The sequence below is a fragment of the Nostoc sp. TCL240-02 genome (genome assembly GCF_013343235.1).
GTDB lineage: Bacteria > Cyanobacteriota > Cyanobacteriia > Cyanobacteriales > Nostocaceae > Nostoc.
Window position 1 is genome coordinate 1,631,276 of record NZ_CP040094.1, and the last position, 23,600, is coordinate 1,654,875.

The window sequence follows — 23,600 nt, forward strand, 5'->3', positions numbered from 1 at the left end:
TAATGAGACCAAGAAACATGACGACAGATTTAGTTACATACTACGGTCAAACAGACTTGATTAACCAACTGGCTGATAACTACGGCGCACACTTAGAGAAGTTAAACAGAGAAACAAAACTGTTATTACGAGTAGCTCTGTCTACATACATTGTTATGCAACAAGAGTACACTCCAACTGAATATCCAGTTTCTACAGCCCTTGAAGACGCTTTATGTGAGCTAGTGATTCCTGATTCTATTCCCCAAGATTTGTATGATGTCTGCTCTGTTCTGAATGGGCTAACAACTCTGGAGGCTGAAACCTTACTTGAAGCACTACAACACCAAATCCGATGGGGCAATGCCCAAAAGTTAGCGAGTTGATTGGGTTAAAAATATGGAAATCTATTTAGTCTTTGTTGACGCAATTCAAAACAGCAATAAGTTCTGGTCGGCCATTGTCGAAGATAGTAACTTAACAGTGCAGTGGGGCAGAGTCGGTTATCAAGCGCAAACCAAAGTCCACACGTTAGCTAATCATCAAAGAGCAGTTAGCAAATTCAACAATTTGGTAGCCGAAAAGATGATGAAAGGCTATAGAAGAAGTCAGTCACAAATCGACAGTAATTGTGAAGTTTCTGAAATCAACAGAGCGATTGAATTACTAGAGATTATTCGTCCTTATGTAGAGCAGAGAAATTTTTCAGTTGCTTATATCAATGCACTAAATCAATATCTAAAGATTGTCCCAACACCTTTGGGTATGCAAATTGAACCATACAGGGTATATCGCTCAGTAGAAGATGTTGATTATCAAATGGAATTACTTAATTCTCTGTTAGCAACACCTGCACCAATTGTTGCTGTGGTAGCTGTTGGTCATGCCCCTAAAGCAGCAGCAGAACCCAAGGTAGTCAGTCTCAAGACTATCAGTAAGAACTTCTGGCGACATTTGTGATTGTAAAGGTGCAGATGTAAACTTTTGATAAAAATAGGAGCAAAAAACAATGTTTAATACAGAAGAACTACATTACGATTACTCATGTGAGGAAGACGAAGAATCAAGTTGGTTGTGGATCGCAAAGATGGAAGATCCAGGGCTTCCTGAACCTCATTGCTATTCCCTGCTTTTCAGTGCGGAAGGAACTCATGCAGCAACGCTAATTAGAAATTTTCAGCCTTTATCTGGAGATGAAGCACAAGAGTATGCCAAGCAATTAGCTTTTGGCTAAATAAAAAATAGAAGCTAAATATCCCCCAGCACATACTGCACTGGGGGATATTTTTAACTGACTTTCAGCTTAATCGCTTGTTTGTCCTTTTGGTTGTTTCGTATGACATCGCTTAACCATTAGAATATTTTTTATGAATATGGAAATTTTATGTAAATTTAACCACGTCGACCTGACGAAAGTTTACAATATAATTACTGAAGCTAATCTAGTTACAACCAACAGGCTTTGGTTTGACCTATGACTGATAACAAACAAATTGTCTGCCAACTCACTCAACAAAAACCAGGACGTGTTTTGGTTGTAGCTCCAAGTGAACTAGCTATCCATCATCGTCACAGGCAATCCTTTCAAACACCGCCTAGTTTAAGCAATTGCATTCTCAAAGTCATAGCTAAATTATCTATCGTCAGCACTATGTTGTTTGGCATCAGTGCGTTAGGCTACTGGGGATTAGAAATCATTGAAGCTAACACAATCCCGACGGTAGAAGACAGATATGATTGGCAAACCCAAAAACATATTTATTTCGGTTGGATGCTGTTTACTTTTTCTAGCTTTCTTGGGAGTGCTTCTTTTGGTGATGAGTCCCACTAATCGGCGTAAATAGAAGGTTCGTGTCACCAGGTGCAGCCTTGTAAAGTTTTGTAAAAATGACCAATTTTTTAGGGTTAATTGATAAGAAATACAAATGAGAACATTGCCTAGTTTGTCTCCTTTTAGGCAATGTTTTTCAGTTTCAATACGGAGCAATAATACTTTGAAACACACATTTCCAGGTACTCCAAGCTCCGTTTTAGGCAAAGTTCTTTTACTGTCTATGCGCTAGAAAAAGTATTTGTGCAACTTATCTTTTCATGAGCGCGGTTAAATCTCGTATCAATCTCTGTAACTATTGCTGTATAAGGTTTATAGCCACAGGTTGCCCCTGGTTGCACGAACCTTCTATTTACGCCGATATGAAGTTGCAGTGCTAGTTGCTAGTTGGCATCACCGTGCCAAAACGGGGCTAAAAAATGGGGTTTTATGTCTGAAGACTGCTGCTCAAAACCGCTAAAAATGATGTCTGCTAATGTAAGTGGCACTATTTTGGGCTGATTTCGGCTCGACCCCAAGTTCCTTAGATATCATGAGTCAACTTGTTGAATATGTTGGATTGCAACTACTAGCGCATCGATCATCACCTCATAACTATCATCAGTAGAACGTTCTAATGTCATTAATCCAGCCTGTTCGATGGCGATAAAACCAGTAATCGCTGCGTTAACCATTCGCATTGCATCAATTAATTTTGTTTCACTGAGATTGTAGACTTGCAACACACGTTTGAGGAAGCTGAAGACTTCTTGAATCAGCGGGGAAGTTTCTGGATCTTGGAGATTGAGTTGAAATTGGGTCATAACTCGATAGCGGTTGGGATGCGAACGCGCAAAGTCCCGTGTTGCCCGTCCTTCTGCCCGCAGTAATGCGTGGGGATTGTCCAAGCCATTGGTTTGTTGACGAGACCATTCAATATATTGCTGCCAAATCGTGAGTGCAACTGCCCGTCGCAGGGCTGCATTGCCATCTAGATGCTTGTAAATCGCGGGAGGTTTAATGCCCAATTCTCTTGCAACCCGATTCACACCTAAAGCAGCTTCCCCCTCTTTATCAAGACAGGCGATCGCCGCATTAATTACATCCTGCTGTGTCAAGGACTTTTCTTTGACTGGACGACCCATAACTAATTTAGTTAATCCAATTAACTAAAAGTGAATATAATTAACTTTATCTTGAACTTGCTATTTGCGCCTATGAGTAGCCTGACATTTGCCTGTGCCCATGAGCTTGCGCGAATGATTCGCGATCGCACTATTTCGTCCCTTGAAGTGGTGGATGCTTACCTTACTCAAATTTCAAACCATAATTCAACTCTTAACGCCATCTGTACCTTAGACGTAGAGTACGTCCTTCAAAGCGCTAAACAAGCAGATGAAGCGTTGTCAAATAGTGAGAATTGGGGCATCCTACATGGAGTTCCCATTACAATTAAAGACACGTTTGAAACAGCTGGGCTGCGAACGACAGCAGGTTCTGAGTCTCTTAAAGATTACATTCCCCAACACGATGCAACCATTGTCAGTCGTCTTCGTGCTGCGGGAGCGATCATTTTAGGAAAAACGAATCCAGGTGATTTGGCAGGTGGTTATCAGGGACTCAACGATGTATTTCCTCGCGTTAACAATCCCTGGAATCTTGACTACACTCCTGGTGGTACTTCTAGTGGCGGTGCGGCGGCAATCGCAGCAGGGCTTTCTCCTCTAGATATCTGTTCTGACTTTGGTGGGTCAATTCGTCAGCCTGCCCATTTCTGTGGCATTTATGGTTTCAAGCCAACGGATCGTCGAGTACCGACAACCGGGCATATTCCTGAAGTTCCAGGGGCACCTCGCTGTATGCGCCAAATGCTCACAGTTGGTAGTCTGGCTCGTTCGATTGAAGATTTAAGCCTTTGCCTGCAAATTATCGCTGGTGCTGATTCATCTCAACCTGACATTCCCCCCGTTCTGCTCGACCGATCAAGTGATAAAACACTTCGGACTCCACGGATTGCTTGGGCGGATGAATGGTCTCTCTATCCAGTTGCAGCAGATATCAAATCAACAATGCAATCGGTTGCAACAAAGCTTACTGAAGCAGGAATAACCATTGAACAGTGGGTTCCAAATTTTGATTTTCCTGCGGCATGGCAATCTTACTACAAGCTTGCAGCCTACAATCTTATCTATGCCCAGTCTCTAACAGCTGGTGATATTCGTAAGAATCTGGCTTTTCTATTTCGTGACAGCACTCAAGGCGATCGTGACTTACGCAAGCTTGGTAATATCGCTGGCATTGGATTGCCGATTTCGTTTAACCCGACTCTGAAAGGCTACTTTGAAACAATAACGCAGCGAGATCGCTTTATTGCTCAGATGGATGGAGAGCTAGCCCAATGGGATGCCTGGCTTTGCCCTGTGGCGATGACTCCTGCATTCACACATCGTGAACGGGGTGCAGCTATTCTAGTTGACGATCGCAGTGTGCCGTATTCAATGGCATCGGGTGCTTATGTAGTTCCATTCAATCTCACAGGACACCCTGTTGTTGTCATTCCAATTGGACAAACTCAAAACGGCTTACCAATCGGGATGCAGATAGTCGGTAAGCGTTGGCGAGAGATGGAGTTATTAGCGATCGCGCAGTCACTTGATCAAGTAATTGATGCTTTCCGAAACCCATGCTCAAGTTCAACTTCGTCTACTTGATATTTCTCATTTAATTGATTAAATGCTATTCCGTATTTAACTTCTAGGTTAAATAGTTCCTGTGAAGGAAATGAAATTAAATTGATTATTATAATTCCCTTATTTACCACTATTTTTCAACAAAGTATAACTCCAGATTCAAAGTAAGTTTCAGCGTAGCTGATTATAATTTTCGTCTTCGTTAGGCTCCAGCCCTCACCACCATTTATTAGATACTGATATATTCCTCTTGCTCCACCGTAGCTGTCGCTATGTTCAAGAGATGTTGACTGTAGCCAAAGTCGGGTATCAGTTAGGTCGAGGGGAAGTATTATCTTCCGCCCCTCCCAATTAGGGGTGGAATCAGCGAGCCTGTCATTTGCCGCCACTTAACTCTCAAAAGCTTTGCCTTGTAAAGCTTTTAGAAAAAAATCTTACTTTTACCCGTTGGCTCCCGGATTTAGTGGACTTAACAGGTTATAGAGGGCTGTACCATTTGAACCCCTCTAATTTTTGTAGCCTGAAACCCTTATAGCGACGTTGCAAAACTCTGCACCAAATAAAGTAAAGGTCAATTGGCACAGGAGTAGTGTACTACATACGAATTTTTGGTGAGTAACGGCATTTTTATTTTTAAATCTCTTGCACAGCAAGGGTTTTAGCTGTTATATGGCGGCAAACGTCAGCTTCGGTGATCTTACCCCCAAAAGGCATTGATTTTACAAGCGAGAGAACTACAAAAGCTGGGACACCCAGACTTAAATGTAAACACTGCAATGCTGTAAAAGTCGAGTCTAGGTTTGCAAAACAAGACCAATCAGAAAAGCAAACATGGGAACAAAAAGCCAGTGACGTACTCGATGGGGTTAACTGGCAATGAGCAGCCAAATTGAGATTGTGCAGCAGGTCGCGGAAGGTGATCGGGTTGTTAGCTACATAATAAGTCACGGCAAGCACAGGGGGTCATTCTACGGCATTGCACCAACTGGCAGGAGCATCTCGACATCGGTGATCCGGATTGATCGGATTCAAGATGGAAAGATTGCTGAACATTGGTCTGTTTCTGACGCAGCAGGTCTGATGCAGCAACTTCAATCTTGAATTACCACTTCTTCATGCACCACACCCCAAAACCAGTAATCTCAAGGATTTATGCTTAACAAGCGTGCCATTCGACTTTGAGGCTTCTATTACACGTAATAGCCCAAAGGTGTAACTTGATACGGTCGATGTGCAAGCGGATTGTTATGCAGCGCTTTTCCCAAATGCTTTACGGAAAATGATCTTGTCATCTCCTGCTTTGTAGAACTCCCGAATCCGAGCTTCCTCGTCATAACCATTCTTTCGATAAAATGATCGGACATATTCAAAGCTCTCAAGACCGGACGTTTCCACTAACAGCACACGTTCACCGCGATCTGCTAGTACTTGTTCAACATGACTCAGCAGGATACCACCACGTCCAAGTCTTTGATGATCAGGGTGAATAGCAATCAGATAGAGATTCCATGTCCCTTCGGTCATTCGTTCCGGCGCAACATACGCCACGCCTACTACCCCATTATCGTCGTCGGTAAACCACAAATCTTGACTCTCCAGTTCGCTATTGAAGTGTTGATCCAGCATTTGGGCGAGTTCCTCGGTTTGATTTGGCTCGAATAACCCAGACGCTTCCGCCAAAGCGATCAAGCTAGGTGTGTCACTGCGCGTAATCAGTCGAATCATAGGTTTTTGGTTAAGGAATACTCAGCACAAATCATTGATAGCTGAATTTATTAAGTTGCAGACAGGTATAAATTAACCTCTCATCAAGAATTTTAGCGGTATAACGTTCCGCTTCACCCTCTGCTAGCAACCTCTCGGACTCAACCAAGCATCTGTCAGCAGTCGGGTGCAAGCGGGTTGTTCTGCCACTGGCAACTACTTTCAGGCTTTCCTAAACAGTTTGGATACAACTCCTTTCAGAATATATGGTAGTAGCTTCGGAGCGGGTAAGAAAACAATCCCTAACTGCTGCATCAATCCGAGTGCATCGCCTTGCCCCCAATGCTCCACGATCTTTCCATCCTCGACTCGATCGATGTGCATGATCGACAAACTGATTTGTTTACCTGTTGGCGGAAGACCTTGAAATTCTCCAAGATGTGTGGCTGTGAATCTTCCATACGTTACAACCCTATCGCCTGAAACAATAACCTCATCAAAAATGTGCTGTCCCTGACCGAAAGCTAAATAAAACGACATCCCAAACTGCTTAAACCCTGCCCCGTCCAATGGCTCTGCTATACCCGCTAGATGAGCAACAAAGTTTGGAGCCAAAAGCTCTAAGGCTTGCTCCATTTTGCGATCATCAAAAGCTTTGTAGAACTGGAGAACGAGGGCTTTGTTTTGTTCAGTCAGCATACAGAATTTCGTTTTGAACTAGATTGTAACCCGGTGATTACGAGAACTTAACCGGGCTTTCTAGCCGACTTGAAAACACTACCTCAGCGATCGCCTTCAAAACACCTGGCTTTATTCAGCATTACACGTAAGAGCCATTACGTGTAATTGGTGCCTATATATATTGATCTAACGCGATCGCTTTTTTGGCATTGAGCCGACAATCGTTTAATTTCTGTTTAGATAGTACAGATTAGAGCATATACTTTGTGGTTGATTTCGGCAGGCTCCCTGAAGATCACATCTATATAAATAATGTTCAAATTCCAAAATTTTTGGGAATACTTAGTTTACGTTTTTACGTGACATAAATACATACTTTATAACCCTGGATAAATTGCAATCTCGATATAGTTCGCATCTATCCAGGGTTTTTTATATGCAATAGGTTGATTGGTGCAGAGTATGTACAATACTCTGCACCAATCAACTGAGGGTAAACAGCCGCTCACGGGTGCTGTAGAAAAGCGACAGGCTAAGATGCTTGCTGGGTAACGCTTTCAGCCTTAGCGTACAATTTTCCCGTTTTGGCACGGTGATGCCTACTGTGGGGCAATCTGTATGCTATATCCTAGCTAACTTTCAAAACGATATCTAAATCTAAAATAAGCTCATTCCGCTTTAAACCGAGTTTATCTATAACCTTCTCTCTTATTGAGCTATACAACTCTTCATTTAGAGCAGCACTATATAATACTGTTATAATCTTGCTATCAAGCATCGAAACAGAAAACTTTCCTGTAAACAATCTTTCCACCTCTTGTTTTGTTTTGAGTATGATGCCCACAGTTGACATAACCGATAAGCTATTTACCACGCCCACCTGGACATTAATTATATGCAGGGAGTGAGTTAATTTATCGTACAATTCAACCCTCATATCGTCATTTGGCAAGTCCCTGAAAGTATTGATCGTTTTTTTCACAAGAGATAGTTGATCATCAGTAATATTCTTCTCGAACACGCTGAATACAACATCCTCTAAGGTGAAAGTATTGTTATGAGGAGTATACTCATTAAACTGAAATACACGGCTTTGCCATGTTAGCTGTCCCAAAGTATCTGTATAGAATCCATACCACTTCTCGGTGTTGTCTATTCGTGAGTACTTCTTATCTGCCGCGAGCTGTGCTAGAAGAATTGAATTTAAAATATCGCACCGTTGCAGATATGGCACAGTCGAAGCGAATGATAATAGATTTCCCGCATTAACAAATCCAGCTTCTAGTAACACTTCGTTTTTGTAATTCATGAATAATTCCTTCGCTAGAAAGGTGGTTATGCTGACGGCATTGACGCTTGTTAACCTCTAGTGGTGGAGGATCTGCTGAAATATGTGCAAAGACAGCGAGACAGAGATGTGCAGCGTTCTGCGCTAAACAAAGAAGCATACAGATACACGATCTCTGCCTGGCATTACACGATTAAGTTAAATCTCGATGTCTTTGATGTATTGGCTGGCCCTATCGCCTAATTTCTTGATAACCTCCGCCCTAACTCGGCTATAGACATCTTCATTTAGTACAGCCTTTTGAGAACTTTGAAAGAGTTTTGTAGAGACATTTGACCAACTAAACCACAAGAACCTTGTTACATGTTTGTCTGCCCTAAACTCTAAGGCAGACATTGCCATTACTAATTGCCCATCATCTTCACCAACTGGGAGAACTTGAAAGGTTCCTAAATTTTCAGGAAAGCTTTGCTGCTCGAACAGAGTGAGAGATCCTTCGTTTTTAGGGTTATTTTTGAGTGCGTTAAGAGATGTCACTAATATATCCATCTCATTGCCAGTAGCTATAGCTTTTAGAATCTCGATAATAGCGTCCGCAACTAAGAAAGAGCTACCGGAAGGTGAATACTCCCTATAGGCAAACGCAGGTACAACCCAACCGACTTGTGCGAGAACAGATGTATAAAATTCGTACCACTGCCTTGTCTGCTTAAAACGATCATATTTCTTAGTAGCGGCTAATTGCGCCAGCAACGTGGAGTTTAGTACATCACTTTTGTGCTCTTGTGTCAATCCTGATACAAATGAAACAAGGCTTCCAGCATTAGCAGCAGCACCTGGAGTATCGTTCTGGAAAGCAAGAGACTCTGAGCGAAAGACTTTAGGCAGTTTAGAATCGACTTCTGGAAGTTCAAGTTCCGAAATATATTCTTTAATCCGGTCAACGACCTGTTGTTTACTCATTTTAATGTCTTATTACAAAGATTTGGCTTTGAACGTCATGAGGTAAATGCTATTGAGACACACCCATAAATGTTTAAAAAACCAAACATCCTGTTGGATTTTAAATCATTTTGGATTAGAGATGATTGTGATAACTCATTGCCTAGAACCTCAGATAAAACCTAATTGAAGGAACAAAAAATACCGATTTTGTAACGGTTATAAAAAACTGAAAAATCGGCTATTTGTCTGATACTAAATATCTTTCATCTTTTGGTTATACACATCCATTATGATAAGTTTTAAGACTTATCCCTCTAACGAAAGTTAGAGAAAACTAAGATTTAATCTTCAACCAAAGTTAGAGAAAACCAAGCCAAAAGTGTAGTGTTGGGCTGTATCTAGCGAGACTGGAATTATGGGTAAAAACCAATGCCGCGCAATAAAGGTGAATGGTCGCACTTACTCTAAACCCTTTTCCTACAAGGGTTTAGAGCTTTATATTCTTTGCTGTTTCTTAATTACTGCTAATTGACTCTTACTACCTTCCAGGCTGACTGATTGCCAATCTTCCCAGACCTGACAAAACAGAACGAGCCACGAATAAACTGCTGTTCGCCCTTCTTGATCCTCGGCTTATATCCAATCAACCCATCCACTTCAGATGAAGAGAGGAGCCATTCTTCATAGACCAGTGTCTGCACTCACAAGCAAATTTCAACAAGAGCCATGAGCTATTGGCTCTTGTTGAAGCACTTTCAATCACCTATTACACGTAATAGCCCAAAGGTGTAACTTGATCCGGTCGGTGTGCAAGCGGATTGTTATGCAGCACTTTTCCCAAATGCTTTACGGAAAATGATCTTGTCTTCTCCTGCTTTATAGAACTCCCGAATCCGAGCTTCCTCGTCATAACCGTTCTTTCGATAAAATGATCGGACATATTCAAAGCTCTCAAGACCGGACGTTTCCACTAACAGCACACGTTCACCGCGATCTGCTAGTACTTGGGGTAGTGTGAAGGTAGCTGCAACCAGGGGCAAACTAAACAGTTTAGTTTATATAAATAGGAGCGGATAAGTAAGTCGTGGAGAAAATTTATAAGTATGTAACGAAAAATTAAGCAGAAGAATAAGAGTTAAATTTTACACGTTGTGTACTGTAGTTTCCCTTTTCTCCTCTATTTTGAACTCCATCAATGACAGCATAGGCAAGGTCTAATTCATCCTCAAAACTTTGAGAAGCTAGTTCATTTTTTTTCAGGTGTTGCCACTCCAATTCAATTGGATTCATCTCTGAGCAGTATTTAGGTAAAAAGAAGATGTACAAACCCATCTCTTCCCACTTTGTCCATAATTGCTGAACTTCTTTGCACCGATGTATCGGGTCGTTGTCCTGAAGGATGACTCTGATCCGACCTGCTTTTTGGGCTTCAAGTGCTTCAAGCTCCATCATTTGGATATAAGATTTGCGTGAAACACCGCCAATCACCAACCCGTACACAAAACTAATTAGAGGTTGAAGAAACCCAATAATACTTAACCTTCGTCCTCGGCGTTTACTCTGTTCTAAGCGTTTTTGTTGTCCGAGAAAGTAGTAACTGTAACTCGGTTCGCTCCAAGCACAAAACCCTGATTCATCCACATACTTTAAATCAATTTCTCCAGCCGCCGCAGACAATTCCAGCATTTCTAAGTCAGCCTGTTTGATTTGCTGTACTACCGGATCTTGTTTCCCCTTATGACAATTTCAAAGTTCGTTTCCAAATGATCCCCTTTTTTTAAGTACCTGCCTTAACCAGTCAGGACTTAATTTTACGGAGCGTTCTTGTTCTAATTTTTGAGCTAACTGAACCTGTTATATGTACGTGGCTCAAGTTCCAAACATTCTTCTAAGAACACCATGTCAGCTTCTGCCCACCTTGATTTTCCTCCCCGCCCTGGTTTCTCCCAAAGCCCCTCTAAGCCTAACTTTCCCCATCTATGCAACACTTCTCTCACTGTTTGGGCAGTCCAGTTAAAGTGTGCTGCTATCCTCTCTACATACCAACCATGTGCGTTCAATCTAATCACTTCGGCTCTGTCTTTCACCTTCTGGGGTACATCTGCCGTTCTCAGGTTCAACAGAGTTTTATCTTGCTCTCTAGTCAGAAATACCCTTAAACGGTTACCCATATCGCTGTTACCTTTGTAGACGCATTGTACGTATTTACTTATCTTTACATAGTTTGGTTTTTTCACCTCGTTCTACTTAGTAGAACACAAGAATGATGCCACCTTAGAGGAGTTGAGAGAACAACTCCATGAACAGACTCAGGTTCAGGTGAGTAACTCTACTATTAGTCGTGTATTGACTAGGTTGGGATTGACCCGCAAAAAAAAACGCTTCATGCCAGTGAAAAACAAACCGAACGAGTTCAAAATTTACGCAGAGAGTACCGACAACAAATGACCATGTTATCTGTGGAGGATTTGGTATTCGTAGATGAAGCAGGAGTGAATTTAGGAATGACTCGCCGATTCGGACGCGCCCTATCAGGACAAAGAGCTTATGGGACTCGTCCTCAACAACGAGGTCGGAATGTTAGCGTCATCGGTACAATCGCATTGCGGGGTGTTGTTGCTTCTATTGCTATTGTGGGGGCAACAGATGGTTTAACTTTTGAGGCATTTATTGCCCAGCGACTAGTACCTAACCTCTAGGCGGTAGCCTGTGTGGTCATGGACAATGCTTCCATTCATCAAGAAGCTTTTTTACGCCCTATTCTAGAACTTGCAGGAGCTACTCTACACTTTCTCTCTTCTTATTCCCCTGACTTCTCCCCTATAGAAAACTGTTGGTCGAAGGTGAAAGAGTTTATTCGCTCTATCGCTCCTCGCACCTATCATGATTTAGCTCAAGCCATTAATAGGGCTTTTCAACCCACATTCCGCAGGTATATCAGGTGAGAAGATAATATTTTCGGCAAGGCGCACCAAGAAATTGGAGAATCCATCGTCGTTCGTCAGTAAGATTGGTAATGTGTTGAAAGCCAGCGATCGTTACCAGATGAATCGACATGAAACATTGAAACACCCACCGCATCGTAGGAGAGGCAGTTGGTTTACCCAATTGATTGTTGATGGTTTGTTTTGCTTGAGCTAGAGCTTGGCGTAACGCCCGTTGTCCCAAAGTGTAAACTAACAAGCATAGACCCATGACCATTGCTAAAGCAGCAACACGTTCTTTCGAGTTGAGAAAAACACTGCTGGTAAAAAATAAAGGGTCTTTGAGAAAACGAAAACCACGCTCAGTAGATTGCTGGGCTTTGTACTGCTTGAGTAAGTCATCATTGCTCAATTGTTGAGCATCAAGAACATTGGTAGCCAAAATAAAACGCCCGGCTCGTTGTTTTTCAGTGGCAATTGCTAGCTCGTTAGGTACAACAGTCGCACGAATTTGATAGTAACACTGTTGTGGTTGAGCATCTTTACGTGGTCTGCCTGATTTGGCATGGCGTTTGTGTTCGATAATTTCTAGTTCAGCAAGTTCATGAAAGCGTTGCTGAGCCTCAAAACGCCCTGAAGCCTGTATCGCGTCTGCGGCACAAGCAAATTCTTGTTGTGACAACTGTCGCAGTTGAGATTGTGCTTGTTGGAGGTGCTTAGTCAGACGTTTTTCCAGTTGCTTTAAATCTGCTGCGGCACGAGCTTCACTTTCCACCACTAGCCAACGCTGTTTGACTCCACCATAATCGCAGCAACACTCTGCTATTCGGTAGCCTGTGACTATGCTATCCACAAAAGCTTCCTGACTCATTTTCTCCAAGAGTAATTGGGCAGTAGTCAGTGTGGCTGGAACTCGTGATAGCCATCGCAAAGAATCCATTTGTTTAAGATTGCCTTCGGTGTAGAGTGCTGCATCCGCTACAAACAAAGCATCTATTTCCCATTGGTGACGAAATTCTTTCAAGATTTGAGCAAACACGGCTGAGTCGGCTTCATTCCCATCTGCCACTCTTAGATTTAGATATAGAGGAATATCCCCGTCTCCACTGCACATCAGGTCTACAATAAACTGTTTCAGGTCTGGTCGATGATCTCTTGAGTATCCTTTTGTGATTGTTATCTCTCCTGGCTTGCCTGAACCTTCTGTTGAGTTGTTGGTATATTCTCCATGCACATGAAACGAACTTGAATCCAAGTGTAAACTGTCCTTTTCCACCCCAAACTTCTTGGCTGCTGCCAGTGCTACTGTCACAAATACTTGTGTTAATCCCGCTTCATACAGTTTGTCCAAGACTCTGCCCAAGCGGTCATCATTCAAGTGTTCTGGACTTATACCTTCCCCTAGTAAATGCTCTGTGGCTTTGCCTACAAAGAACTTCTCAAATAGGTATAGTGGCGCACTTACTAAACCCAAGCCATTGAGAATCATTGCTTTGACTGCTTGACCTGAACTGACTATTTCTTGGTAATGTGTTCCCAGTATTTGGTTGATTTGCTCTACCAAACACATTTGATCAATAATCCCTGCCACTATCCCACAGTGGTCAATATCTTGTACTCTTATTTCTGATACTGATGGTGTCATTCATCAAAAATACCATTGATCTCCTCTCTTACCTGCGGAATGTAGGTTTCAACAAGTCTCTCTTCAAGATATTCATCACTGGTTTACTCATTGTTGCTATTGCATCACTGAATACGTAGAGCCAGTATCAAGTCTTTCAAGTCGCTCTTGAATTCAGTAAATCAAACTATAGTACACAAGTTCGTATCTCATTCAAATGCATACCGCTATAGTTTATATTTCAAGATAAAAATATAACAGGATAATAACTAACTTTGCTACTTACGTAGGTTAAATTCTTATTAGTGTTAGATTATGTCTATTGGTTGTACGAACGCTGGAAATTGAACTAGAGAACAGACTCTTAATTCCTCCCACGAGTGCGGTCGCCACTCATCAGCATTTACAAGTGTTCAGAATAACGGTATTACAACTGGCGAAAAATGCGGAAATATCAACCCAGTTAGCTAAACAATATTTAGATGAAAAAGCCAAGGAACTTAATGCTGATTTTGAAGTAAATGAAGAGGGAAATGTTTTGTATCATTTCTCTTGATACCCTTTTAGAGACTTAATCATAAATAAAATTACTTCTAAAAAGCGAAATTATGATTAAAATTGTTTGCAAGAATGTGATTTGGGGATTTTCATAGTACCAGTGTACTGCTTTGTAGCAAGCGATCGCTCCTTTTCACTTTTCCTCGCTTGATTTTATGGGGGCGATGCCTGGAGCGGTAAACTACGCCTTCTTACTAACTATCTAAAACTTCGCTGGTCATAGCCTGGAGTTCAACCTACCTCCAAACGGATTCCATTGCTTGTTTATCGGCTGGAAAAATCGCTGTCTTCCTTGCCCATCAAGGCATTGATTCTTCTTATCCTCTCAAATAAGCGAACGTACAGTTAATACTCTCATTGCAAATCACCTCTAAAGTTTTAATTTTCAATGAAGATGTATTGAAAATAACTCAGATTTTGAGGAAATAGGTCAAAATAAAAAAACTAAATCTAAGAGTCAGTGCCCTTTCATATAAACATTATAGGATTGCGGCATGATTTCTTGTCAAATTAGTCTTGAAATATAATTTAAAAATTAAAAATATGACTAAAAAATGTAATTAAAAATACTAGTGTTTAAACAAACCTTGCGTGGTGTTGGAGCTATATTTAGTTTTCAGATATCATAATTCATCGTTACTTACTTTATCTCGAAACAATATCGTACTCAACTTACATTACATAGTTTACTGGTTTATCCAAAAATCTATATCTATATAAAAGTATCTCTCAATATGAATTTTAGAACAAACCTTAGTATTTTTCACTCAGTAATAATTCTGGTTTTGTATAGTTTAGTAGTAACATTAGCTGCAATGTTAAACTTGACATTTGTTGAGTTAAAAATGCAGCACTACTTAAAAACTACAAGTTTTGCAAAAAGATTTATTTTTTGCGGAAATAAAATATGAAAGCAATAACTGATTCATTAGCTAAAAATAAAAATCAATTTCTGGTAACTGAGTCTCAAACCTCATTATTATCAGATAATAACTTAGAACGATATAACTTAACATTACCTATCTTGAAAGAATCCGAAAAAGACCTACTGATCGAGTGGAATAAGACTCAAACGGATTATCCTCAGCAAGCGTGTATTCATCAGTTGTTTGAAGCACAGGTTGAGAAAACACCTGATGCTGTAGCATTAATATTTAATAATCAGCATCTCACCTATAGAGATTTGAATAGTCGTGCTAATCAATTGGCACAATATCTACAAACACTAGGTATAGGAGCAGAAACTCTTGTAGGTATCTGCATAGAGCGCTCTTTAGAAATGGTTGTGGCACTTTTAGCTATCCTCAAAGCGGGTGGAGCTTATGTACCGCTAGATCCAGGGTATCCACGAGAACGTTTAGCTTTTATGCTATTAGATACCCAGGTATCTATACTATTAACTCAAAAAGACCTAGTTGCTAAATTACCTACTCATACAGCATTTGTAATTTGCCTAGATGCAGATTGGCATACAATCGCCCAAAATAAAAAAGAGAACCTAAGCACTAACGTCACTGCTGAAAACCTGGCTTATGTCATGTATACATCAGGTTCTACAGGTACACCCAAAGGTGTTAGCGTTATCCATCGTGGTGTAGTTAGGTTGGTCAAAGAAACTAATTATGCTCAACTCACGGCTGAAGAAATAATTCTGCAACTTGCTCCTATTTCCTTCGATGCTTCAACTTTTGAAATTTGGGGTTGCTTACTTAACGGTGGGCAACTAGTAATTTGCCCTCCTCATACACCATCATTAGAAGAATTAGGGCAAATTATTCAACAATATCAAGTCACTACTCTTTGGCTGACAGCAGGCTTATTCCATCTCATAGTGGATGAAAAAATTGATGCGTTAAAATCTTTGCGTCAACTTTTAGCGGGTGGCGATGTCTTATCTGTTCCCCATGTGCAGAAGTTTCTCCAAACAGTAGAGAACTGTCGGCTAATTAATGGTTATGGCCCAACTGAGAATACAACTTTTACCTGCTGCCATCTTATAACAGCGCCACTGCAATCAGGTATATCTATTCCTATTGGTCGCCCAATTGCTAATACCCAAGTTTATATATTAAACAACAACTTCCAAGCAGTAGCAATTGGAGAAGTTGGCGAATTGTACATTGCTGGAGATGGATTAGCTAGAGGGTATTTGAATCGCCCCGAATTAACTGTCGAAAAATTTATTTCTCATTCATTTGATAGCAATTTAGCAACCCGCCTTTACAAAACCGGAGATTTAGCTCGTTATCTTCCAGATGGCAATATCGAGTTTTTAGGTCGGATTGACAATCAGGTAAAAATTCGCGGTTTTCGAATTGAACTAGGGGAAATTGAGCGGGAGATTGCACAACATCCTGATGTTCGGGAAATTGTTGTTTTAGCTCGTCAGGATGAAACAGGTGAAAAGCAATTGACTGCTTATATTGTTCCTCACTATAAGAGTACATATACACATAATAATTTACGTAGTTTTTTACAGCAGCAACTACCTCATTACATGATGCCATCAGCGTTTGTGATGTTAGAGTCACTGCCTCTAACCGCAAATGGCAAAGTAGATAGACATAAATTGCCAGCACCAAGTAGAGAACGTCCGCAACTGGAACAAGCGTACATTGCTCCCCAAACCGATTTAGAACGTTTGCTTGCAGGTATTTTGTCTGAACTCCTCAAAATCGATCGCGTTGGGATTGATGATAATTTCTTTGATTTGGGAGGAACTTCAATCTCAATTCTGCAAGTTGCTGCGCGAATCAAACAGGAACTTGGTATTGAACTACCTGCTGTGAAGCTATTTCAGTATTCAACGATTGGTTCTTTAGCAAAATATTTGGATTCAAACCAGAACAGCCAACCGTCTCATGACAAGCTGCAAAATCGCGCTCAACGCCAACAAGCAGCTCAAGCTCGTCGCCGTAATCATCAACAAGGTGTTTAAGCAATGGTAAATATGCAAACCTCAGATAATCAAGATCCTATTGATGGTGTTGCCATTATCGGCATGGTAGGAAGATTTCCTGGCGCTGGCAATGTCGATGAGTTTTGGCGTAATCTGTGTGAGGGATTAGAGTCAACGACTTTTTTTCAAGATGAGGAATTAGATCCCAGCATTGACCCGAACCTTTGCAAAGATCCCAGTTATGTAAAAGCTAGAGGAATCATTTCTGGGGGAGAAACTTTTGATGCTGCCTTCTTTGGTATTAATCCACTGGAAGCTGTGGTTATGGACCCACAAGCCAGAGTTTTTCTAGAGTTGGTTTATGAAGCTCTAGAAAATGCTGGTTATGAATCAGAATCTTTCGATGGTTTGATTGGTTTATACGCTGGTTGTGGTCAAAATACTTATTTTGCCAACCATATTTCTGGACGTATGGAAATTGTCGATCGCATCGGCGAGTTCCAGACCATGTTAGCAAATGAAAAAGACTTTTTAACCACCCGTGCTGCTTACAAGCTCAACCTTAAAGGCCCGGCTGTCAGTGTTAATACAGCTTGCTCTACTTCTTTAGTAGCAATTATTCAAGCTTGTCAAGCCTTAAGTAGCTATCAGTGCGATATGGCTTTAGCTGGTGGTGTATCTATGACTACACCTCAAAATAGTGGTTATATGGCTCAAGAAGGCAGTATGCTGTCTGGAGATGGTCATTGTCGTCCCTTTGATGCCAGCGCTCAGGGCACGATGTTCAACAATGGCGCAGGAATAGTTGTCCTCAAGCGTTTAGAAGATGCACTCAATGAAGGCGATCGCATCTATGCCGTAATTCGTGGTTCAGGTATTAATAATGACGGCGCTGATAAAGTAAGCTTTACGGCTCCTAGTGTAGACGGACAAGCAGAAGCCGTTGCAATGGCGCAAGCTTATGCCAACTTCCATCCAGAAACCATCTCTTATATTGAAGCTCACGGTACAGCTACACCTTTAGGCGACCCGATTGAAATTGAAGCGCTGACGCAAGCATTTCGTGTACATACAGATGCTAAACAATTTTGTGCGATCGGCTCTCTTAAAAGCAATGTTGGACATTTAGTTGCGGCTGCTGGGATAGCAGGATTAATTAAAACCGTTCTTGCCCTGCATTATAAAAAGATTCCACCTAGCTTAAATTTTGAGGCTCCCAATCCCAAGATTGACTTTGCCAATAGCCCCTTCTATGTAAATACCAAACTAGCTGAATGGCCAGAAGGTGAAACTCCGCGACGAGCCGGTGTAAGTTCTTTTGGTGTCGGCGGGACTAATGCTCATATTGTGCTGGAAGAAGCGCCACAAATTCAAAATTCTGGATCTTCTCGTCCACAGCAGCTATTGTTGCTCTCGGCAAAAACTAGTACAGCCTTAGAAGCTGCAACAGCAAATTTGCAGCAATATCTCCAGTACAATGCTGAAATTAACTTAGCCGATGTAGCTTATACCCTACAGCGAGGGCGCAAAGCCTTAAACTATCGACGTAGTGTAGTTTGTCACGACATCACAGATGCGATCGCAGCGTTACAATCTTTAGATCCCAATCAAGTAAATACCCGCCATACAGAAATCCGTAATCCAGCCGTTGCCTTCATGTTCCCCGGACAAGGGTCGCAATATGTGGATATGGGACTGAATCTCTACAACCGCGAACCTGTGTTTCAGGAGGTAGTAGATGAATGTGCAGAAATCCTTAAACCATTACTGGGCGGGGATTTGCGGAAAATTATATATCCCGCACCGAGCGATCGCGAAACTGCGGCTATCGCCCTAAAGCAAACCTGCTTTACTCAACCAGCATTATTTGTCATTGAATACGCTTTAGCGCAACTGTGGCAAAGTTGGGGAGTCGAGCCCCAAGCAATGATTGGTCACAGCATTGGCGAATTTGTTGCCGCCTGTATTGCGGGTGTATTCACCTTAGAAGATGCACTGATGTTGGTTGCAAATCGCGGTCGCTTCATGTGGGACTTACCACAAGGATCTATGCTCTCAGTGCGCTTACCAGCCAAAGAGGTAGAGCCGCGATTGAGTGCAGAATTAGCGATCGCAGCAATTAACGGCCCTTCCCTGTGTGTAGTTTCTGGACCAACAGAGGCGATCGCGGCCCTGCAAAAACAATTAGAAAGCGAAGAAGTTGTCTGTCGCCGTTTACACACTTCCCACGCTTTCCATTCCCCAATGATGGATGACATCATAGCCCCCTTTGCTGAGGTAGTTAGGAAAGTTAAATTATCACCTCCTCAAATCCCCTTTGTTTCCACAGTTACCGCCGACTGGATTACAGCCCAGCAAGCAACTGATCCGATGTATTGGGCTACACATCTACGTCAGACTGTGCGATTTGCACAGGGCATACAAACCTTATGGCAGCAACCAGAACGCGTACTGTTAGAAGTTGGGCCGCGAATCACAACTACGACCTTAGCCCGCCAACAAGCAAAAGATATTAAACAACAGATAGCGATCGCTTCTCTGGGCGATAACGCTGAGAACGAAGCCGAATGGACAGCATTACTCAAGGCAGTAGGACAACTGTGGCTAGCAGGAGTATCTATTGACTGGAGCAACTTCTATCAAAGGGAAACGCGACAACGAATTCCTCTGCCTACCTATCCCTTTGAACGCCAACGCTTCTGGATTGATCCTTTACCTCATCCCAATCGCGCAGCAACTCCCAAACCTTTAAATCCCCAGTTAGAAAAGACCCAAGATATGACAAAATCTCCTCAGCAAAAGCTTATTCCTCTGCTAAAAGAAATTATTGAAGAAACGTCAGGATTGGAAATCGCTAGTGTTGATGATTCGACAACATTTTTAGAAATGGGATTAGATTCTTTATCACTAACTCAAGTGGGGCTAGCGTTAAAGAAAAAATTTCAAGTAAAGGTAACACTTCGACAGTTACTAGAAATTTACCCCAATTTAGGAACACTGGCTGACTTTATCAATCCAGCCTTGTCTGCCGAAACTTTATCCGCATTAGGATTAACAGAAACCGTTGCAGAACCCATTCCCGAAGTACCATTACTAGCAGCTGTAACCACATCACCCACTTTGGTAGTGCATGAAGTTCATACAAATGGATCTGCACCTCAGATTTCTCCCCAACCTGCTGCATCCAGTTTCTTCGAAAATGTGATTAATCAGCAGCTACAAATCATGAGTCAGCAATTGGCACTATTGGGTAACAACAGTCAACCTGTAACAATCCCAGTTGTACCTGTGGCGACACCTCAAAATAATGGTGTCAAACCACAAAGCGCCGTATCTATCCCAGCTACTCAAACGGGCAAAGAATCACCTGCATCGGTAGACACGGAATCAAATGGTGCTAAAAAGGCATTTGGTGCGGCTGCTCGAATTGAAAAAACTCAGACTAAAACTCTGACAACGCAACAACGCACTCATCTAGATAAAATTATCCAAAGATATACAAAACGGACTCAAAAATCTAAAGAATACACTCAATCTCATCGCCCTTATTTGGCAGATCCAAGAACTGTTTCTGGCTTTAACCCGACGATGAAAGAGATGGTTTATCCCATCGTAGCGGCTCGTTCATCGGGTTCTAAACTTTGGGATCTTGATGGCAATGAATATGTCGATTTAAGCAATGGCTTTGGTTTGAATTTGTTTGGTTGGTCGCCACCTTTCATTACCGAAGCAATTGAAGCGCAACTGAAACTAGGCATGGAAATTGGGCCGCAGACTCCCTTAGTTGGAGAAGTGGCAAAGCTGATGTGTGAGTTGACCAACTTTGACCGAGCAGCCTTTTGCAACACAGGTTCGGAAGCGGTTTTGGGAGCGATGCGGATGGCACGCACCATCACAGGGCGTAACTTAATCGCCATCTTTTCTGGAGCTTATCACGGTATTTTGGATGAAGTAATTGTTCGGGGGACAAAAAAACTCCGGTCAATTCCTGCTGCTCCTGGTATCCCACCCGAAATGGTAGAGAACATTTTGGTGGTGGACTACGATTCACCTGAGTCTCTAGAAATCCTTAGAAGTCGGGCTGATGAGTTAGCAGCAGTTATGGTTGAATCTGTGCAAAGCCGTCGCCCTGAATACCAGCCCAAGGAATTCCTTCAGCAATTGCGTGATTTCACGGAAGAAGCTGGTATTGCTCTGATTTTTGATGAAATCGTTACCGGATTTAGAATTCATCCAGGTGGCGCTCAGGCGCATTTTGGTATCAAAGCTGATATAGCAACCTACGGCAAGATTGTGGGCGGTGGACTACCGATTGGAGTTATTGCTGGGAAATCGCAATATATGGATGCTTTAGATGGTGGATTTTGGCAGTTTGGGGATGACTCAGTTCCAGAAGTTGGTGTAACTTACTTTGCGGGAACTTTTGTCCGCCATCCTTTAGCACTAGCAGCCGCCAAAGCAGTACTTCAACATTTAAAACAGAGTGGCCCCAGCTTGCAGCAAAATCTCAATGCAAGAACCGATAAGTTTGTAGCGGAACTTATGGGCTATTTCGAGAAAGTTCAGGCTCCGTTTACAGCTTATAACTTCGGCTCCCTGTTTATGGTGAAATCTTCACCAGAGTTTCCTTATGGAGATTTGCTATTTTACTTACTGCGGGATAAGGGAGTGCATACTTGGGATCACCGTCCTTGCTTTTTGACAACAGCTCATTCCGAAGCCGATCTAGCTTTTGTAATGGCAGCCTTTAAAGAAAGTATTGCCGAAATGCAGTCTGCTGGCTTTTTGTCTGCACCGCCCATAGAAGTAACAAACAGCGAAGTTACCAATAACAGCCTACGTAATCGTCCTCCGCAACCTAATGCCAAATTAGGACGAGATCCCCAAGGCAATCCCGCCTGGTATATCCCCGATACCGAGCGACCAGGGAAATATTTACAAGTTGCAAGTGTTTCCTAAGTGCTTTAAAAATTTGGCGTTGCTGATTGAAAGTATGAAGTCATATCAAAAAATGTCAATTCCTACTCCAATTCAGCAACACCAAAAATTAACTATGTTTGCAAATAGTAAATACTCATCGATTAGGGATTTTTATATTAACTGATCATCTACTTAAACCTGGTTCAAGTCAGCCCTAAGCAGATCATAGTAGAAATTAAAAGCTAAACTTTTGACAGATTTGATATAGCAAAATAATTATTATAAATAGCGTAGGCAATGCCTACCAAAACCATAATCTGGTGAACAATGTTTAGCATACTTGTATTTCATAAATTCCATGAAACCATCAATATTATCCTAAAAATATCTAACTGTTTATATTCTTGAGATAATTCAATGCCAAAAATATCAATGTATAACCAAATCAATTCGCTCACCGCTCTGCGCGGTATTGCAGCTTTGGTTGTTGTTGTACATCATTTCTCGTATTACACTTTACCTAAAACTGGTTCCACTTTATCAGCATATAGCAATTTTTTTCGTAATGGATATTTGTGGGTTGATTTTTTCTTCATTCTGAGTGGTTTTATCATGACCCACGTTTATATTGAAGATTTTTCATTAAAAGTTAATTCATCTAAATATCGTTCATATTTATTGTCGCGTTTTGCCAGAATTTATCCTATACATATATTTATTCTCTCTCTATTTATCGGATTAGAAATTTTAAAAATATTTTTACTAAATAATTCTGCCTTTACTGGTAAATTTAACTTAACTGCCCTTTTTGCTAATATTTTTTTACTCCAAGCATTCGACTTAAATTGCCCGCCTTTATTTTGGTGCGATACTTATTGGAATGAGCCAGCTTGGTCAATTAGTGTAGAATTTGTTATTTATTGCATATTTCCATTCCTCTTATTTTTATTATTGCGAAACAATGAAAAAAATGATTTAAAAATTTACATTTTTGTCCTCTTCAGTATATTACTACTAATCGCTTTTACCCGTGGAAATTTAGATAGTATTATTGGCATACCTTCCATAGCTAGGTGCGGGCTAGAGTGCATACTCGGCATTATAACTTATAAAATCTATCGCCGAGGTAATTATAGAAAATATTTTAATCTTAATTTACTAGCAATTATAGCTATAACTTGGATAATTCTGATTATGAATTACTACTGGACTTATTGGCGTAGTCTTCATGATTGGCTAATCTTACCAGCTTTTTCTCTCCTAATCTTAGCGGTATCTATCAACAATAATTGTGTAATATCAAAAATTTTAAATTCACGTTTGATGCTGTATTTTGGGACTATATCTTACTCGATTTATATGGTTCATTGGTTTGTTCAAGAATTGTTAAAAACATTATGGATTTATAAACTTCACCATGCTTTTGGTAAAGGATTCACAGAACATGAAGCCTTGACATCTCTAGGAGTATTTCTTATGATTATCATATTGGCTGCATCATTGACATATAGATTTGTAGAGGTTCCAATGCGTAATTTTTTAAAGTCTACAATCTTGGCTAAACAATGAATTTAAATG

General features: G+C 41.3%; 21 protein-coding genes and 1 pseudogene. 14 read left to right on the top strand and 8 right to left on the bottom strand.

Going from position 1 to position 23,600, the window contains the following annotated elements; all coding sequences use genetic code 11:
• Positions 1-17 precede the first annotated feature (17 nt).
• From FBB35_RS07125 to FBB35_RS35385, 5 genes are all read left to right on the top strand, one after another.
• Complete coding sequence (locus FBB35_RS07125) at positions 18-365, top strand: hypothetical protein (RefSeq protein WP_174709074.1); 348 nt, start codon at positions 18-20, stop codon at positions 363-365.
• Between the two features lie 13 nt (positions 366-378).
• The gene (locus FBB35_RS07130; protein WP_174709075.1) at positions 379-939 is read left to right on the top strand and encodes a WGR domain-containing protein; all 561 of its coding nucleotides are present in this window, start codon (positions 379-381) and stop codon (positions 937-939) included.
• Positions 940-988: 49 nt separating this feature from the next.
• Entirely contained in the window at positions 989-1,213 is a 225-nt protein-coding gene (locus FBB35_RS07135) for a hypothetical protein (RefSeq protein ID WP_174709076.1), read from the top strand.
• A gap of 240 nt (positions 1,214-1,453) precedes the next feature.
• Positions 1,454-1,810, top strand: a complete 357-nt coding sequence (locus tag FBB35_RS07140; RefSeq protein ID WP_174709077.1) for a hypothetical protein — start codon at positions 1,454-1,456, stop codon at positions 1,808-1,810.
• Positions 1,811-2,135: 325 nt separating this feature from the next.
• Positions 2,136-2,270, top strand: a complete 135-nt coding sequence (locus FBB35_RS35385; RefSeq protein WP_302480951.1) for a hypothetical protein — start codon at positions 2,136-2,138, stop codon at positions 2,268-2,270.
• A 70-nt stretch (positions 2,271-2,340) separates the two neighbouring features.
• Here the strand turns inward: FBB35_RS35385 and FBB35_RS07145 are convergent, their stop codons facing one another.
• A complete protein-coding gene (locus FBB35_RS07145; protein WP_174709078.1) occupies positions 2,341-2,934 on the bottom strand; it encodes a TetR/AcrR family transcriptional regulator in 594 nt (197 codons plus the stop codon).
• 72 nt (positions 2,935-3,006) lie between these two features.
• On the opposite strand from FBB35_RS07145, the gene FBB35_RS07150 reads away from it, so the two are divergent.
• Positions 3,007-4,500, top strand: a complete 1,494-nt coding sequence (locus tag FBB35_RS07150) for an amidase (RefSeq protein WP_174709079.1) — start codon at positions 3,007-3,009, stop codon at positions 4,498-4,500.
• 612 nt (positions 4,501-5,112) lie between these two features.
• On the opposite strand, the gene FBB35_RS07155 is transcribed toward FBB35_RS07150, so the two are convergent.
• Positions 5,113-5,427 carry a hypothetical protein gene (locus FBB35_RS07155; protein ID WP_174707955.1) on the bottom strand — a complete coding sequence of 105 codons (315 nt, stop codon included), beginning with the start codon at positions 5,425-5,427 and terminating at the stop codon, positions 5,113-5,115.
• Between FBB35_RS07155 and FBB35_RS35675 the strand changes: the two genes are divergently transcribed.
• On the top strand, positions 5,356-5,580 hold the full coding sequence (locus FBB35_RS35675) for an ester cyclase (RefSeq protein ID WP_174709080.1): 225 nt from the start codon (positions 5,356-5,358) through the stop codon (positions 5,578-5,580). The two genes, FBB35_RS07155 and FBB35_RS35675, sit on opposite strands and share 72 nt — an antisense overlap.
• A gap of 144 nt (positions 5,581-5,724) precedes the next feature.
• Here the strand turns inward: FBB35_RS35675 and FBB35_RS07165 are convergent, their stop codons facing one another.
• The 5 genes and pseudogenes from FBB35_RS07165 to FBB35_RS07185 all read right to left on the bottom strand — a co-directional run bounded on the left by FBB35_RS07165 (position 5,725) and on the right by FBB35_RS07185 (position 11,268).
• Entirely contained in the window at positions 5,725-6,204 is a 480-nt protein-coding gene (locus FBB35_RS07165) for a GNAT family N-acetyltransferase (RefSeq protein ID WP_174709081.1), read from the bottom strand.
• Positions 6,205-6,405: 201 nt separating this feature from the next.
• Positions 6,406-6,882: an ester cyclase gene (locus FBB35_RS07170; RefSeq protein ID WP_174709082.1), complete on the bottom strand. Its 477-nt coding sequence runs from the start codon at positions 6,880-6,882 to the stop codon at positions 6,406-6,408.
• A gap of 610 nt (positions 6,883-7,492) precedes the next feature.
• Positions 7,493-8,173, bottom strand: a complete 681-nt coding sequence (locus FBB35_RS07175; protein ID WP_174709083.1) for a hypothetical protein — start codon at positions 8,171-8,173, stop codon at positions 7,493-7,495.
• A gap of 177 nt (positions 8,174-8,350) precedes the next feature.
• On the bottom strand, positions 8,351-9,115 hold the full coding sequence (locus FBB35_RS07180; protein WP_174709084.1) for a hypothetical protein: 765 nt from the start codon (positions 9,113-9,115) through the stop codon (positions 8,351-8,353).
• A gap of 1,098 nt (positions 9,116-10,213) precedes the next feature.
• A pseudogene (locus FBB35_RS07185) lies at positions 10,214-11,268 on the bottom strand (IS630 family transposase).
• A 112-nt stretch (positions 11,269-11,380) separates the two neighbouring features.
• Here FBB35_RS07185 and FBB35_RS35680 point away from each other — a divergent pair.
• Genes FBB35_RS35680 through FBB35_RS35690 form a run of 3 tightly spaced genes read left to right on the top strand, consistent with a single transcriptional unit; the run spans position 11,381 to position 12,042 of the window.
• On the top strand, positions 11,381-11,545 hold the full coding sequence (locus FBB35_RS35680) for a hypothetical protein (RefSeq protein ID WP_174709085.1): 165 nt from the start codon (positions 11,381-11,383) through the stop codon (positions 11,543-11,545).
• Positions 11,542-11,796 (top strand): transposase, encoded by a 255-nt coding sequence (locus tag FBB35_RS35685; RefSeq protein ID WP_174709086.1) that lies wholly within the window; start codon positions 11,542-11,544, stop codon positions 11,794-11,796. Before FBB35_RS35680 ends, FBB35_RS35685 begins: the two co-directional genes overlap by 4 nt.
• 18 nt (positions 11,797-11,814) lie before the next feature.
• Positions 11,815-12,042, top strand: a complete 228-nt coding sequence (locus FBB35_RS35690; protein WP_174709087.1) for a transposase — start codon at positions 11,815-11,817, stop codon at positions 12,040-12,042.
• On the opposite strand, the gene FBB35_RS07205 is transcribed toward FBB35_RS35690, so the two are convergent.
• Positions 12,035-13,666, bottom strand: coding sequence for an IS1634 family transposase (locus FBB35_RS07205; protein ID WP_174709088.1), 1,632 nt, complete (start codon positions 13,664-13,666; stop codon positions 12,035-12,037). The genes FBB35_RS35690 and FBB35_RS07205 overlap by 8 nt on opposite strands.
• A gap of 301 nt (positions 13,667-13,967) precedes the next feature.
• Between FBB35_RS07205 and FBB35_RS07210 the strand changes: the two genes are divergently transcribed.
• The 4 genes from FBB35_RS07210 (at position 13,968) to FBB35_RS07225 (ending at position 23,591) form a co-directional block, all read left to right on the top strand.
• Complete coding sequence (locus tag FBB35_RS07210; protein WP_174709089.1) at positions 13,968-14,201, top strand: hypothetical protein; 234 nt, start codon at positions 13,968-13,970, stop codon at positions 14,199-14,201.
• 909 nt (positions 14,202-15,110) lie between these two features.
• Positions 15,111-17,141 (top strand): amino acid adenylation domain-containing protein, encoded by a 2,031-nt coding sequence (locus FBB35_RS07215; protein ID WP_174709090.1) that lies wholly within the window; start codon positions 15,111-15,113, stop codon positions 17,139-17,141.
• A gap of 3 nt (positions 17,142-17,144) precedes the next feature.
• Entirely contained in the window at positions 17,145-22,061 is a 4,917-nt protein-coding gene (locus FBB35_RS07220) for a type I polyketide synthase (RefSeq protein WP_174709091.1), read from the top strand.
• Positions 22,062-22,439: 378 nt separating this feature from the next.
• On the top strand, positions 22,440-23,591 hold the full coding sequence (locus tag FBB35_RS07225; RefSeq protein ID WP_174709092.1) for an acyltransferase: 1,152 nt from the start codon (positions 22,440-22,442) through the stop codon (positions 23,589-23,591).
• Positions 23,592-23,600 lie beyond the last annotated feature (9 nt).